This window comes from Microcoleus sp. Pol17C6, from assembly GCF_036701145.1.
In the GTDB taxonomy this organism is placed as follows: domain Bacteria; phylum Cyanobacteriota; class Cyanobacteriia; order Cyanobacteriales; family Microcoleaceae; genus Microcoleus.
Genome location: NZ_JAUBQH010000046.1, coordinates 24,091 through 38,953 on the forward strand (window position 1 = coordinate 24,091; position 14,863 = coordinate 38,953).

At 45.4% G+C, this 14,863-nt stretch carries 15 protein-coding genes; 8 read left to right on the plus strand and 7 right to left on the minus strand.

The genetic code is table 11. The features are described from left to right. Positions 1 to 302 precede the first annotated feature (302 nt). Positions 303 to 1,541: a carboxyl-terminal processing protease CtpA gene (ctpA, locus tag QUA25_RS20735; RefSeq protein WP_333040993.1), complete on the plus strand. Its 1,239-nt coding sequence runs from the start codon at positions 303 to 305 to the stop codon at positions 1,539 to 1,541. Between the two features lie 225 nt (positions 1,542 to 1,766). Here ctpA and QUA25_RS20740 read toward each other — a convergent pair whose 3' ends face one another. Beyond that, a complete protein-coding gene (locus QUA25_RS20740; protein WP_333040994.1) occupies positions 1,767 to 2,183 on the minus strand; it encodes a slr1601 family putative cell division protein in 417 nt (138 codons plus the stop codon). Between the two features lie 285 nt (positions 2,184 to 2,468). Beyond that, on the minus strand, positions 2,469 to 2,564 hold the full coding sequence (gene psaM, locus QUA25_RS20745) for a photosystem I reaction center subunit XII (protein ID WP_015174804.1): 96 nt from the start codon (positions 2,562 to 2,564) through the stop codon (positions 2,469 to 2,471). A gap of 337 nt (positions 2,565 to 2,901) precedes the next feature. Between psaM and QUA25_RS20750 the strand changes: the two genes are divergently transcribed. Next, positions 2,902 to 3,672 (plus strand): TerC family protein, encoded by a 771-nt coding sequence (locus QUA25_RS20750; RefSeq protein WP_333040995.1) that lies wholly within the window; start codon positions 2,902 to 2,904, stop codon positions 3,670 to 3,672. A gap of 158 nt (positions 3,673 to 3,830) precedes the next feature. Here QUA25_RS20750 and QUA25_RS20755 read toward each other — a convergent pair whose 3' ends face one another. Continuing rightward, the gene (locus QUA25_RS20755) at positions 3,831 to 4,136 is read right to left on the minus strand and encodes a hypothetical protein (RefSeq protein ID WP_333040996.1); all 306 of its coding nucleotides are present in this window, start codon (positions 4,134 to 4,136) and stop codon (positions 3,831 to 3,833) included. Positions 4,137 to 4,161: 25 nt separating this feature from the next. After that, the gene (locus tag QUA25_RS20760) at positions 4,162 to 4,896 is read right to left on the minus strand and encodes a DCL family protein (RefSeq protein ID WP_333040997.1); all 735 of its coding nucleotides are present in this window, start codon (positions 4,894 to 4,896) and stop codon (positions 4,162 to 4,164) included. A gap of 146 nt (positions 4,897 to 5,042) precedes the next feature. Between QUA25_RS20760 and QUA25_RS20765 the strand changes: the two genes are divergently transcribed. Beyond that, positions 5,043 to 5,462, plus strand: a complete 420-nt coding sequence (locus tag QUA25_RS20765) for a XisH family protein (RefSeq protein WP_333040998.1) — start codon at positions 5,043 to 5,045, stop codon at positions 5,460 to 5,462. Continuing rightward, positions 5,447 to 5,782 (plus strand): element excision factor XisI family protein, encoded by a 336-nt coding sequence (locus QUA25_RS20770; RefSeq protein WP_333040999.1) that lies wholly within the window; start codon positions 5,447 to 5,449, stop codon positions 5,780 to 5,782. The genes QUA25_RS20765 and QUA25_RS20770 overlap by 16 nt, the downstream gene beginning before the upstream one ends. Before the next feature lie 75 nt (positions 5,783 to 5,857). Here QUA25_RS20770 and QUA25_RS20775 read toward each other — a convergent pair whose 3' ends face one another. After that, the gene (locus QUA25_RS20775) at positions 5,858 to 6,946 is read right to left on the minus strand and encodes an ABC transporter ATP-binding protein (protein ID WP_333041000.1); all 1,089 of its coding nucleotides are present in this window, start codon (positions 6,944 to 6,946) and stop codon (positions 5,858 to 5,860) included. A 126-nt stretch (positions 6,947 to 7,072) separates the two neighbouring features. On the opposite strand from QUA25_RS20775, the gene QUA25_RS20780 reads away from it, so the two are divergent. Then, positions 7,073 to 8,779: an iron ABC transporter permease gene (locus QUA25_RS20780; RefSeq protein WP_333041002.1), complete on the plus strand. Its 1,707-nt coding sequence runs from the start codon at positions 7,073 to 7,075 to the stop codon at positions 8,777 to 8,779. Positions 8,780 to 9,047: 268 nt separating this feature from the next. Next, a complete protein-coding gene (locus QUA25_RS20785; RefSeq protein ID WP_333041003.1) occupies positions 9,048 to 9,569 on the plus strand; it encodes a pentapeptide repeat-containing protein in 522 nt (173 codons plus the stop codon). 65 nt (positions 9,570 to 9,634) lie between these two features. Here the strand turns inward: QUA25_RS20785 and QUA25_RS20790 are convergent, their stop codons facing one another. Together QUA25_RS20790 and glgA are read right to left on the minus strand one after the other, a co-directional pair. Continuing rightward, positions 9,635 to 10,684 carry a Fe(3+) ABC transporter substrate-binding protein gene (locus QUA25_RS20790; RefSeq protein WP_333041005.1) on the minus strand — a complete coding sequence of 350 codons (1,050 nt, stop codon included), beginning with the start codon at positions 10,682 to 10,684 and terminating at the stop codon, positions 9,635 to 9,637. 418 nt (positions 10,685 to 11,102) lie between these two features. Next, the gene (glgA, locus tag QUA25_RS20795; RefSeq protein WP_333041006.1) at positions 11,103 to 12,578 is read right to left on the minus strand and encodes a glycogen synthase GlgA; all 1,476 of its coding nucleotides are present in this window, start codon (positions 12,576 to 12,578) and stop codon (positions 11,103 to 11,105) included. A 541-nt stretch (positions 12,579 to 13,119) separates the two neighbouring features. Here glgA and QUA25_RS20800 point away from each other — a divergent pair. After that, positions 13,120 to 13,800 (plus strand): sigma-70 family RNA polymerase sigma factor, encoded by a 681-nt coding sequence (locus QUA25_RS20800; RefSeq protein WP_333041008.1) that lies wholly within the window; start codon positions 13,120 to 13,122, stop codon positions 13,798 to 13,800. A 51-nt stretch (positions 13,801 to 13,851) separates the two neighbouring features. Then, positions 13,852 to 14,844: a DUF1822 family protein gene (locus QUA25_RS20805; RefSeq protein WP_333041010.1), complete on the plus strand. Its 993-nt coding sequence runs from the start codon at positions 13,852 to 13,854 to the stop codon at positions 14,842 to 14,844. Positions 14,845 to 14,863: the final 19 nt, after the last annotated feature.

The window sequence follows — 14,863 nt, forward strand, 5'->3', positions numbered from 1 at the left end:
ACTCCGATGCGTCCACGACTAATGGAGATAGTCAGGCGGTTTTTAGTATCTCTGCGGAGAGTCAAACAAGGTTTACAAGCAATCCCTCGCTGGTCGCGCCAGCCGAGGGCGCAAGCGAATCGCGCCCTATTCCTGAGACGATCGCGTAATATCATCGACGACCGATCGCCTATATTTATTTACAAGTGCCAGCGGGAAGCTCGCGATCGTTCAAAAGGCGGGTTAAATCTGCAACAGCGTTCCCAGCGTACAAACGTAAAATACATAAAATGTAATACTTACTGGTATTTTACAGAACAATCATGCACAGACGAGTTTTCCAGATTGCTATTGTACTTTTCCTCCAAGTCGTCCTGGTTCTAGGCGGGTGGGCCCAGCCTGCCGCGGCGCTGACTCCTGAACAGCAGCTATTGAGCGAAGCTTGGCGAATTGTCAATCGCTCTTATGTGGACGACAGCTTCAACTCTCAAAACTGGTGGTCGATTCGCCAAAAAGCTGTCAAGGAACCGCTTAACGACAGACAGCAGACTTACACGGCGATTCAGGGGATGCTGGCGAAACTTGACGACCCGTTCACTCGACTGCTGAAACCCGAACAGTACCGCAGCTTGCAGGTTAACACTTCGGGAGAATTGACTGGTGTGGGGCTGCAAATTGCGATCGACCCCGAGACAAATACCCTCACAGTGGTGGCTCCTTTGGCCGGCTCACCGGCGGATAAAGCTGGCATCCAACCCCTCGATCGCATTCTGAAAATTGATGGCACTCCTACCTCAGAATTGAGCCTAGACGAAGCAGCAACTCGAATGCGCGGCCGCATCGGCACTGCCGTTACCTTGACCTTGGGGCGCGAGGGAAGGGACGTTGCTGAGGACATTGAGCTAGTGCGCGATCGCATTGCTCTGAATCCGGTTTACGCCGAATTGCAGTCGGGTTCAGAAAATTTGCCGGTGGGCTACATTCGCTTGAGTCAATTCAGCGCTAACGCCACTGAGGAAGTCGCTCACGCGATCGACCGCTTGGAAAAACAAGGAGCCGCCGCCTACATTCTCGACCTGCGGAACAACCCGGGCGGACTGTTGCAAGCGGGGATTGAAATTGCCCGCCTGTGGCTCGATTCCGGGACGATCGTCTACACGGTGAACAGACAAGGAATTCTCGGCAGTTTTGAAGCCTCTGGACAAGCCCTAACTAACGATCCACTGATTGTTTTGGTGAACAAGGGAACTGCCAGTGCTAGCGAAATTTTGGCGGGTGCGCTGCAAGATAACGGCAGAGCTCAACTGGTAGGAGAAAATACTTTTGGCAAAGGGCTGATCCAGTCGCTGTTTGATTTGTCTGACGGTTCCGGGTTGGCCGTGACTGTTGCTAAGTACGAGACACCGAACCATAAAGATATTAACAAGCTGGGGATTGCGCCCGATCGCGTAGTGCCTTTGGAACCTATCGCGCGCGATCAAATCGGCACCGAAGCAGACTTGCAATATCAAGCTGCACTGCAACTACTGAAAGAAAAAACCGTGCTGGCAAAGTCAGTATAAGCCGGAGTTTGAAGTTTTGAGCTTGCAGCAGGCGTCAATACACAGGTCTAAGTCTGTCTCTGCGTTTCCTTCGCAAGGACAGACAACAATGATCCTAAAAACTCTTTAACTCAAAAGTGATATCACGTCCGACAGATTCATCTGTCATTGTTCGCTGTGCGAAGCAATGACATAAAAGAATGATGCACATCGGACGTGATATCCAAACCCAAAACAGCCGTTTCCTTAAGGTTGCGGGGTTGATTCCTCGGCGTCGGGTACCTCGGCTTCTTGCAAAATCACCGGACGCTGCTGCGGGTCACCTTGGTTGCTTTGCTCTTGCATCACAGTTTTAGCAAGACTAGGGTCAAAGTAGCGGTTAAAGTCCGATCGCGACTGATTTACTCGCCCTTGGGTAAGATTGACTTCAGCTTGGATTTCGTGCAATTTTTCTTGCACCGCCCGGTAGTGAGGCCAAAGCTGAAGCAAAGCAGAAGTGGCACAGACTGAAAGTACCATGTTGACTGCCAACTTGACGCCTGTTTCGGCCGCGAGGGTTTGGTGAGGGTAGGAACGCTGGCGGCTGCTGCTGCGACCAGGAGTAACCCGAGGGGAGTTTTTTACAGGACGCAGTGGGGTAACGGTGGGTTGAATCGCTTGCATAATTTTTTTTCAAATACCTGAGACTGACGTTTTAGAGTTCAACAGAGCAAATTCTGAGCTTAACGCACACTCGCCGCTGTTAGTCAGGGTGCTGACAGCCAAAATTGTTGAGACAAAGGTGACGCCTGAAGACGGAATTTTCCCATAAAAATGCCTGCCCTTGCAGTCTCGTCTTGCTGAACACAAACAATCTACTGCACTGGGACAGCAATTGTCTGTATCTGTAATGCGAGAGATTTAACTGCTCAGGCAGGCGTTTTGCGGTTCGCAACTGGTGTCTGGAAACTATTTGTACAGTTCAGTTGACAGCCGGAAAGCCAAGATTCCGGGAATCAAAGCAATTACGAGCGCTACGTAGACTTGGGTATCTGTTAAAGACATATTCGCAAAACTCCTTTTCGCGGGGACGAGCTTTCACCAATTTGAGACAAATTGGCGCTTTTGGGAATCATTTGTTACAACTTGCAACACAAATGCTGCCTCCGGGAAGGAGTTGCCCAGTGCCCCTGTGCCCCTGTGCCCCTGTTTTTGAGTATCGGAGGGGAGAATTTTTCCTTGTTTCCTGGGACTGCTTGCTTAGGACGTTGTTCGGACGATCGCCTCCCACAGAATTACCGCGTTAGGTTAAGATTTAAGTGAAGGTGACACTAATGTTAGACAGAGCGGGTAATTTGCGCTGCGCTCAACCCTTGCAAATTTTAGGTGCACAAAATAGTTAATGCTAGATCAATTTCTCGACGCTTCACCCAATTTTGGAGTTGACGGCTTTTTATTATTGTTGGTTTTGGTGGCTTTGGAAGCTGTACTTTCGGCTGACAACGCGATCGCCCTGGCGTCTATCTCTAAAGGTTTGGAAGATGCCAAGCAACAGCAAAAGGCTCTCAACGTTGGTTTGATAATTGCTTTTGTACTGCGGATCGCCCTAATTTTAACAGCTACTTGGGTGATCCAATACTGGCAGTTTGAGCTGCTTGGTGCTCTCTACCTGCTGTGGCTTGTTTTCCAACATTTTACTTCAGAGACAGACTCCGAAGGAGAGCATCACGGGCCCAGATTTGCGACTGTGTGGCAAGCAATTCCCATGATTGCTTTTACGGATTTAGCGTTTTCCTTGGATAGCGTTACTACGGCGATCGCTGTTTCTGATAACACTTTTATCGTCGTAACAGGCGCTACTATTGGAATTATTGCCCTGCGATTCATGGCCGGGTTGTTCATCCGCTGGCTGGATGAATTCGTTCACCTAGAAAGTGCTGGTTACATCACAGTTGGGTTCGTGGGAATGCGGTTGTTGGTGAAAGTAATTAATCCAGATTTAGTTCCTCCGCAATGGCTGCTAGTTTCCAGTATCGTCTTGATGTTTGTCTGGGGATTTTCTAAGCGTACTCCTGAGTCAGTCGAGATTGCAAAATCTCTAGAAATGGCTCTGAATCAGCCGGATTCAGAAGTTGCTGTGCGAGAATCACAAGGACAGAAGTCCGAAAATTAACATACTTTCATTTGAATAAAATTAGCTTAAATCTGTCAAACCAACAAGATTGAAGGCTGGTCAAAACGTGCAAAAGCCTTTCATCCCGGTGACTTTAGTCTGGGGATGAAAGGCTTTTATTTTTTGGTAATATTGTTTCTTTCACTAGCAGATCGAACTCATTGGAGTACAATTAAGCCTATGGGAAGACCGTTATCAAAATCAGACTCAGCAATGGTTAGACTGGTGGGATAGCGAGGGGAATTGGTGGCTGAGGGGGTTGGCGGCATATTGGCGATCGCAGGCGATCGATCCGGATCTGATTTGAGCCTTGGTGGTGGCTGTATTGTTTGAGGCTTTAGGGAAATAAGGCGGGCGAGGGGAAGAGGTTGTAGGCGATCGCGTTTCACCTGTCGGTAAAAAATGTAACCTTCCGGTTGAGCGGCTGCCAGAAAAATTCGCAATGCACCAGAAATCTGAGTCAATCCACTCCCACAGAGATGTGATACGTCAGTCACCTACAAGTTCATTAGGAATCAATACAGGATTACGGCTCTTCCGAATTCTCTCAGAGCCGCCAAGACTAAGATTTTGTTCGGCTTTAATAACCCTAAGCTGCGCCATTTTATGATGATATCGTCGAAACTTATCCTTTAACTGTTGATCAATCATAGTTGTTTGAAACTGGGAATCCTGGGACATTAACAACATTTCAGGTTTTATTTCAATATCATTAGCGCCAATAAAAGTGTTCACAAGAACCTGAAATGTCAAGGGTTTTTTATGGTCAAGGTGGCTCTCATAAATAGCTACTTTATCACCAGTAATATCGCATTCAACTCTTCCATCCTGATCGGCAAACTTTTCAAAGAATCTTTTTTTAGTTAGCCGCAGATCATCTTGAACAGCAGCACGGCAGGCTTCTAAAAAATCTTGCTCAATAGACTTTACTTTAGCAGAAATCGCTGTGCGATAAGAAAAATCCGTTCGAGAGCCATCTGTTCTTTCTATCCAAAAGCAACTTGTCGGCATATCTGTTCTATCTTTGTACAAACGTTTTACACCACATCCAATCTTTTTATCTGCTTCAGGATGGCGCTCCAGAAGAGCCAGTAACATATCGCGATCGTCACCTGCTATGGTTTGACCATTTCGATAGCGCTCCAACATATTTCTGAAATGCTCAATAGCATCTTTTTGGAATTTGAACTCTATTCGCTTGAGAACAATTGGTTGCCTTGCCATTTAAACTCCCTACCAGTTTTCTATGACGTATAACTTAAATTGTATCGCAGATGTGTTACCCTAGATCATAATAAGCGATATCTGCAAGACATAGGAGTTCAAAAAGTCCCTGCTTATCTCTCCTAACCTCAATTCTCGAATGTCGAATGTCTAGACGCGATAATTTACACTTCTCCCTACGTTGCACCCTCGAAAAAGACGGGTGGACAATTACGGACGATCCTTTAGTCTTAGTGTTAGAACAGACACTTTTGAAAGCCGACTTAGGAGCAGAAAAGTTTTTTACTGCGGAAAAAGAAGGGCAGAAAATCGCTGTTGAAATCAAAGACTTCGATTCACCCTCAGTCATCAGTGAACTGGAAAAAACGATGGGACAGCTTCAGCTTTACCAATGGGCATTGGAAGGGCAAGAGCCGGAGCGTCAGTTGTTTTTAGCTGTGAGCCAAGCGATATACATTAAACACTTTCAAAAACCGATTTTTCAGTTAGCCGTCCAGCGAAATAAAATTAACTTATTAGTTTACGAACCAAATCAAGAGGTGATTCTCCAATGGATAACTCACTAAGCTATGCAGACATCCTCAAAAAAACCCTGCAAGAAGCAACTCGCGCCCAACCCCGTTTACAAGCGATCCAGCTTTACCCCGTCTGTGATGTCGATTCGGGTCAGTTTCTGATTCTGGCTACAGGCTGGGATAAACAGCGCTGGATTGACACGATTCTGTTTCATGCTCGTTTAGTCCATAATCAAGTTGTAATTGAAGAAGATAACTTCGAGGAAGGTCTAAGCCAAGCGCTGATTGCAGCGGGTATAAAAGCAGAGGATATCGTGACTAGCTCCTTCCCTGACAACAGCGATAGACAGAAAACCTATCAGGCAGTATAAGGAAGAAGGAAGAGGGGGAGACTGAGAGACGAGAAGAGGGGGAGGATTTTTTCCCAATTAGCAATTAGCAATTAACTATGGCTTAGGCTTACCGACAAAGAAAGCTAAGGGAGAATTATCACCACAAGATAACCGAACTTTAGAACCAATGGGAAAAACATTTCCTGTGGTTGTAAGTGCATATAACTTTTCGCCAGACGGAGTTTTTAAACAATAACGATTTTCTCTGCCTAAAAATTGGCGATCGCAAATCACAACAGCCGAATCTTCATCTAAGAATAAACTTAAATCTTCCTGCCGGATCATCAATTCTCCTTCAGTAGAAGCATCACAAGGAACCTTTACAAATGAATCTCCTTTAACAGCAAAACAACCTACTTCTGTTTCCCAAAAATCCTCCTTTAGCGATGCAGACACAAAATTAGCTTGCGTCACAAACTCAGCCACAAATCGAGAGGCTGGTTCTTGATAAACTTCCTCTGGAGTGCCAAACTGTTCTAATTTGCCTTGACGCATCACCGCTACCCAATCTGAAATCGAAAGTGCTTCTTCGCGATCGTGCGTGACAAATACACCAGAGGTTCCCGTTGCTTTGAGAATCTCGCGGACTTCCTGACGCAATCTTAACCGTACTTGTACATCTAAATTACTCAATGGTTCATCTAGTAAAATAATCGCAGGTCTAGGGGCTAAAGCACGGGCCAGGGCCACTCGCTGTTGCTGACCCCCCGATAATTCATGGGGATAACGGTTTTCCAATCCTTCTAATCCCACCAGCGCTAATGCTTCGGTGACACCTTTCTGAATATGATGCTTTGACTCTTTTCCTTGATGCGTCAAGCCAAAAGCTACATTTTTCGCGACTGTCAAATGGGGGAAAAGTGCATAGTCTTGAAACACCATACCAATGTCTCGCTGTTCCGGCGGGACTGACATATTAACACTGGCTACAGTTTTTCCTGCTAAAGCGATCGTCCCTGCTTGTAGCTGTTCAAAACCAGCAATTAACCGCAGCAACGTTGTTTTCCCACAACCCGATGGCCCCAACAACCCCAGTATATCTCCTTGATGTAAGGTCAGGGTGACAGATGCCACCGCAGGTGATGCTGCTTGGGAATACTGTTTTGTTACACCATCCAAATGCAGAATTATCGGTCGAGCCATTATTGCTATAAATAATCAACAACTTACTATTCTACAATATACCAGTTTAGTGAGATTAATTATCAGAAAGGCTTGACAAATGTTTACACCTACTGATAAACTAGCAAGCTAGACTTTTTACTAGCGATGAAAAATTCTCAAAAATCACTACAACAAACAGCAATCAGGACAATCCAATGGCGATCGACCTTACGCGGTTTATCCGCTAGTGGGTGGACACTTGCGGTTATCGCTTTAGCATTGCCGATCGCCATACCAGTTCTCAGTGTCTTATCCAGTATCTTTGTTGAAGCTAAAGATACATGGCAACATTTAACCGATACAGTTTTAACCCGTTATATAGTCAACTCTTTATTGTTAATGATCGGTGTAGGCTTTGGTGTTGTCGTGATTGGCGTAGGATGTGCGTGGCTAGTAACAATGTGTCGCTTTCGGGCCAGCCGCGTATTTGAATGGGCATTACTGTTACCCTTAGCGGCCCCAGCTTATGTTTTAGCTTATACTTATACAGACTTTTTAGAATTTTCAGGTCCAGTTCAAACGGCTTTGCGTTATATTTTTGGCTGGAGTTATGGAGACTATTGGTTTCCTAACGTGCGATCGCTCCCTGGAGCCATCTTAATGCTAATCTTAGTTTTATATCCCTACGTCTACCTATTAACAAGAGTTGCTTTTTTGGAGCAATCCACTTGTACGCTAGAAGCTAGTAGAATACTGGGTTGTAGCCCTTGGCGGAGTTTTATTACAGTTGCCTTACCAATGGCAAGACCAGCAATTATAGCAGGTTTAGCACTGGCTTTGATGGAAACTCTCAACGATTATGGTACTGTTCAGTATTTTGGAGTTGATACATTTACCACAGGTATTTATCGGACTTGGTTTGGCATGGGAGAACGAATTGCAGCCAATCAATTAGCTGCCCTGCTCTTATTATTTGTTCTGGGTTTAATTTTACTAGAACGCTGGTCGCGAAGTCGCACTAAATATTATCAAGCTAGCAGCCGGTATCGCCAACTGCCAACTTATAAACTTAAAGGAATTAGGGAAATTCTAGCGGTAATTGCTTGTTTTTTGCCACTGTTTTTTGGTTTTTTATTGCCAGCGGGTCTTTTAGTCAAGTTGACCTTAGCTAATTGGCAACTCACTTTAGATGAACGTTTTTGGATCTTTGCCCGTCATAGTTTAATTTTGGCAACACTGACAGCAATTTTAGCAGTAGTTATTGCCTTGATTATGGCTTATGGCTTACGGTTATTTCCTAATTTAGGAGTGCAGTTTGGAACGAGAGTTGCGGCAATGGGCTATGCTGTACCTGGTTCTGTGATTGCAGTGGGGATTATGGTTCCCATTGGAAAATTTGACAATCTATTTGATAGTTGGATGCGCCAGCAATTCGGGATTTCTACAGGCTTGTTGTTAAGTGGTACGATCGCAGCTTTAGTATTTGCCTATATAGTTCGCTTCCTAGCTGTTTCTTTAAATGCGGTGGAGTCAAGTTTGAGCAAAATCAAGCCTAATTTAGATGATGCGGCGAGAAGTTTGGGTTATAGTCCGATGCAAACTTTAGTTACAGTTCATACACCAATGATGACCGGAGGTTTACTAACTGCCATGATGTTAGTATTCGTTGATGTAATGAAAGAGTTACCTGCTACTATAATTATTAGACCGTTTAACTTTGATACCTTGGCTGTGCGAACTTATCAACTTGCCTCAGATGAGCGATTGGCTGAAGCTTCTGGCCCAGCCTTGGCAATTGTTTTAGTGGGGATGTTACCGGTTATTTTATTAAGTTGGAAAATTGCGCGATCGCGCAAGTCTTCAACACTATAACCGCCAAATCTCTTCCCTGCTTGCAGAGGTGATTGATTCTTTTAAAGCTATACGCCGACAGGGGTTGAAACCCCTGTATCATAGCGAAAGTCCGACAGGGGTTGAAACCCCAGTCTCATAGCGAAAGTCGTCTGAAGACGACTATACAGCTAGGATTTCAGTCGGTTTCAAACGACTTTAGCTATAAGAGGGGGAATTTATTCCCTGGCGGGTTTCAGAAGAATGTATCAACCCTTCTTCCCTCTTTCTTTTTCCTTCATAAATCAAGATGATTAATAAAAAATTAGCAATGTTACTCCGCACTACTGGCACGATCTCTTTCTTACTACTTACTGTTTTTGTCACCTTTGGATGCCAAAAACAGGCGGCTGGCCCCCTCGAAACATTACAAAAAACTAAGCAATGTCCAGGATGTGATCTGACTGATACCAAGTTAAGTGACATTGATTTAACCAGCGCTAATCTCAATGGTGCTAAGTTGGAAGGTGCAATGCTAGAAAAGGTCAAACTTAATGAAGCCTTACTCGATAGCGTCAATCTCAAAGGTGCAAATTTAAAAGGTGCTTCTCTGGAAAAAGCAGGTTTATTTTCGGCAGATCTCACAAATGCTGATTTGAGTAATGCAAATCTCAAGGGGGCTTTTTTGCGAGGGGCAAAACTGAATAATGCCAATCTTAGTAATGCCGATTTAAGTGAAACTGACTTAAATAGTGCTGATTTGACTGGGGCAAACCTGAAAGGGGCAAATCTGAAAGGCGCTATAATGCCGGATGGTAAAATTAAAAATTAAAGTTGATGGGATTCGGCGGTTTCAACCGCCGAATCACAAAGAGTAGCTTTTTGTTCAAAAAGCCTCTATTTCCATCCTGCCCGATCGGCAATCTTTAAAGCTTCGGGGTTATTTTTCCCAAACACATCAGGGTTGAGAGGGTCAGATTTGAATGTACCAAAACTGGCAACCGTAGGATCGATCGCCACACCTGAAATCACAGGGTATTCATAATTACCCCTAGCAAAAATTTGTTGCGCTTCGCGACTGGCTAAGTGTTCCAAGAATTTGATCGCGCCTGCTTTGTTACGCGAGGTTTTGACTACACCGGCACCACAAATATTGACATGAGTACCTCGATCGCGCTGGTTCGGGAAAAATACACCTACTTTCGCCGCGATCGCCTGTTCTGCTGGATCTTTCGATTTCATTAAGCGAGCTACATAATAGGTGTTAACAAGGGCAATATCGCCTACCCCATCAGCAACCGCCTTGATTTGCGCTGTATCATTTCCCTCTGGAGGACGCGCAAAATTAGCCACCAATCCTCGCGCCCAAGCTTCTGTTTTTTGAGCTCCATGAGCCGCTAACATAGCCCCAACCAGAGACTGATTATAGATATTAGTGGACGATCGCACTAAAACTTTGCCTTTCCACCGAGGTTCTGTCAGCGCCTCATAGGTTGACAACTGGGTAGGGTTCACCTTGCTTTTGTTATAAACAATCACCCGTGCCCGGCGCGATAGACCAAACCAGAAACCTTGAGGATCTCGCAAACTTGCTGGAATTGCCGATGTCAGGACTGTTGAAGAAACAGGTTGCAGAATACCTGCTTGTTTTGCCCGCCACAAACGGCCACCATCCACCGTGATGAAAACATCAGCAGGGCTATTTGCACCTTCACTTTTGATCCGTTCAATTAGTTGGTCAGCCTCCGCTTCAACGAGGTTAACCTTGAGGCCAGTTTTTTTGGTGAAGCTTTGGTACAACTCATTATCAGTATCGTAGTGACGTGCTGAATAAAGGTTGAGAGTCCCGGTTTGGGCTGCGACAGGGGCTTTTTTGCTTAGTTCCCCCACGGCCACGACAGCCATTGCTGTACCGCTGGCAAGAAAAATACGCCGAGAAATGCTCATTGTTCTATAATGATAGATTTTTTCATCTGGTAATTGACACGATGGTCTCTCTACAGCCATCTATAGTCAGTGCTTTACTATATTAATGCAACTAATTCTTATTTGATGATCGAGATCGTAACTATTTTAGGGCTGACGCACTGCTGGTCAGAAATCCGGTCTCGACTTCGCTCAACCGGCAATTTTTTTTACGCAAAGACTTTGTTATAAGCTGTCGGGCATCTTGCGTTGTATTTTTCGGGCGGGCGGGACGCTCAACCCCTACTCCCCACAACAATTTCATCTGAGATGTTGCACCATTCTCAATAAGCCTTTTATTAACAGGCTTTCCGGCCTGTGAAGCGAGAAAACTCATTCTTTGTGGAACGGGCCCCAGAGCCCGTTCTTGACAATGGTGCAGCATCTGAGATCCTACGGATTATTTGTGTCTAATTAGCTCGTAAATTTCCACATAGTCTTTAGCTGGATAGTTCCACGAATTGTCACAATTCATGCCTTGAAGCATCAGTTTTTCAAATTCATCATGATAGTCATACCACAATCCGATCGCCCGATCGAGCGCCGACTCCAAAGCGGCGTAGTCGGTTTGGTAAAACACGTAACCGTTGCGTTCTTCCGGGAGGTGGCGAGTGTCGTAATCTCGATCGAACACAGTATTCACCAAACCCCCAACTCCCCGCACGACAGGAACAGTACCGTACCTCAACCCGATCATCTGAGTCAGCCCGCAGGGTTCGTAATTACTCGGAACCACAATCATATCCCCACCCGCGTAAATTAAATGCGACAGTTCCTCATTAAAACCTAGTTCTAAATGGCAGTCTGGATTATCATTTAAAAACTGTCTTTCGTGCTGGAAATGCGCGTTAATTCCCGCTTCCGTCGCGGAACCCAAAAGCACGAATTGCGCTCCCTTACTCAGAGAGTAATAAATTGCATGGTGGACGAGATGAACACCTTTTTGGTCGTCCAAACGACCGATAAAGGTAATAATAGGCTTGTCAGCCTCGCGCAGTAACAGCCGATCGCGCAAAGCTTTTTTAGTTTTGGCTTTTCCTGCCAAATCATCCTTAGTGTAGTGGTGCGGAATATAGCGATCGGTCTCGGGATTCCACACATCATAATCAATGCCGTTGAGCACCCCGCGAAACTTCTCTTGATACAAGTGCAAAGTGTGACCCAAACCGTAGCCGAACTCGCCGAGGTGAGCTTCCCAGGCGTGGTGCGGCGAAACCGTGGTGACAAAGTTCGAGTAAACAATGCCGCCTTTCATAAAGTTGATAGCAAAAGGGTTAAAGTTATCTCGGAGGCGATCGTAATCAAAATAATAATCCGGTCTGTGCAAACCCGTTGCTTGCAAAATATCGCTACCTCCCATGCCTTGATGTTTGAAATTGTGAATGGTATAGCAGACTCGCTGATATTCCATCCAATTGTATTTGTATATTTCAAACAGCAGGACTGGAACCAAACCAGTTTGCCAATCGTGACAGTGAATCACATCGGGACGCTTGTTGCTTCTGAGCAAAAATTCCAAAGCGGCTTTGCTGAAAAATGCAAACCGCATATTGTCGTCATTGCAGCCGTAATAACAGCCGCGATTAAAAAAGTTATCTTGAGAGCGAGGTTCGATGAAAAAACACAACTGCCCGTGCACCCAGCCGCACAAGACATCGCAGAGGATTTCGCCGCCGTACCAGGGCACAGCCAGATCCCGGTAGGCTTCGTGAAGTCCCCAAATGTGGTCGTACCTCATGCAGTCGTACTTCGGTAGAATAATCTCGACGCAGTGGCCGGAATTCTGCAACTCCCGGCTCAAGCCGTAAACTACGTCGCCCAAACCTCCTGCTTTGATGACGGGGGCGCACTCCGAGGCAATTTGTACTATGTACATTTTTTTTTCTCGCTCCTGGATGAATCAAAAAAATATTTTCTTAACTTGACAAAGTATATGAGTTCTCGGCAAATAAGCAAGTCGGCCATTGGGAATACAGGGAAATACGCACAGGTAGGGGATGTTAGGGCAGATTCGGGCGATCGGTGATATCGTTTCGGCTCAGATCTGAATTATTTAAACCGCAGACGAGGCAGAGAACGCATCCGTGGGTTCAATCTCAAATCGATTTAATACCCCATTTGCTGGCATTTGTCAACTAAATATTTTAAAAATTTTTGCCTAATTTGCGCGAAATTTTATCGCACGATGCTGATAACTGATTGGCACAGAGCACCTGTTCGGCTGCCAAACATCCACAGGACTTACGCATTCAAGGGGGGTGTTACAAGGGTTTGAGATTCTTCGTTTCACTTGCCAATGACACAATTACCTTGAAATGCGTCCAGGACTAATCAAATCAGGGATTCTATCTTGGAATTTAAACCAGCAAATGCCGTGTCCAGCATTCATCCAGAGACTCTTAAGGAGGCGCTCGCCGATGCCCGACACCAACGGTAAGGAAAACAATTTAAACCAACAACTGCAACAGCTAGTTGCTGAAGCCTGTTCGCATCCGCCCAAAAGCTTGATGCGGCGGGAAAAACTCAGCGAGATAGTGAGGCTGATTGTAAAATCCGGCAAACTTTGGCAAGAAGACACGCCTCATTACAACGATGCTTTACAGCAAACTTGGGTGTATTTTTGTCGCAATGTTTGCGAAGCGAACACCGCAAACAAACCTTACGATCGCAATCTGGGCAGCGTCATTACTTGGCTGGACAAATATCTCAAGATGCGGCTGAAAGACTTCACTATCGAACGAACACAGGAAAAAATTAGACGTGATTTACCGTTAATTTCAGAAGACTCAGCAGAAATTAACCCGATCAATAATATCGAAAACCCGCCTACTTATTCTGACAGTCCGCTAGCCATCCTAGAAGAGACAAAAAAATGGGTGCGGGCCGATCCGGAGGGGGAATTGAGAAGCGTTCACATCAAAGAACGCCCCGATGTCACTTGCCAAATCTTAATTCTGAGGCGTCTTCCCCCAGAGACTCCCTGGAAAAACATTGCTCTTGAATTTAACTTGCCGCCGTCAACCGCCCCCAATTTTTATAAAAGAGAATGTCTGCCCCGCTTGCGAAATTTTGCCAAAAATCAAGGATATCTGGAATAAAGGCAGGACAAATCCTGTCCTAAAAAAAATCTGTCAAACAGGAAAACCGTGATGAATAACAGCACCGAAAATATCAGAGAAAAATCTATTACCCTGCCCATTACAGCCGCCGCCCTGCGGGTGGCACAGAAGTTTTCAAATCTTGACGGAGTGACATCCCCGGAAAAAAAAGAGCAAGTTTATTTCAACACTTTAGCTGTATGTGCAGTGAAAGATTACATGGAAATGATGGACATTCCCACCGACTTGAATGCCAGCGACAGTTGGAACGCGGCCATGCGCCTTTACACCGATGCAGCAGACTTGAAGTTAACTCAACTAGGTCATTTGGAATGCCGACCTCTGAAGTCTGGCAAGTTTTGTTACATTCCGCTGGAAATACCGGACGATCGCATTGGTTTAGTAGCAGTTGAAATCGATATAAAGCGACAAAAAGCTACTTTGTTGGGATTTATGAAAACTGCAAACGCTGGCGATTTAGCTATTGATAAATTGCAAAGTTTCGACAAACTTCTTCAACATTTGGATTGTCTGGAACGCCGCCAAAAAACAGTAAAAGTGCACCAGTGGCTGCACAATATTTTTGAGGCTGGTTGGCAGTCTATAGAAGATATTTTAGTGCCAAAAGAACCTCATTTAGTTTTTCGTTACAGCAGCGCAGTCGTGCGGGGCAAGATAATCCATCTGACAGCAGATACCTCGGAAAAAGCATCCGCAACCATCGATGCTTTTCAAGAAAAACCTAATTTCTGGAGGGGTGTAATAGAACCAGCCCCAGCGGTAGCTTTGCTGGTGGCGATCGAACCAACAACCGATACTGAAACTAATATTAAAGTACAGGTGCATCCCGCCGGCGGGGCAGACAGCTTGCCGCTCAATCTGACTCTCAAAGTCACCGACGGCGAGGGAAAAACTGTCATGGAAGCTTGCGCCGGCAGCGGTAACGGCTACATGACTCTAGAATTTGCCGCCGATCGCGGAGAATGTTTCAGCGTTGTGGTAAAACTGAAAGAACTCTGTTTTGCAGAGAATTTTGCCGCCTAAAGTGGCTCGCTTGCCATAA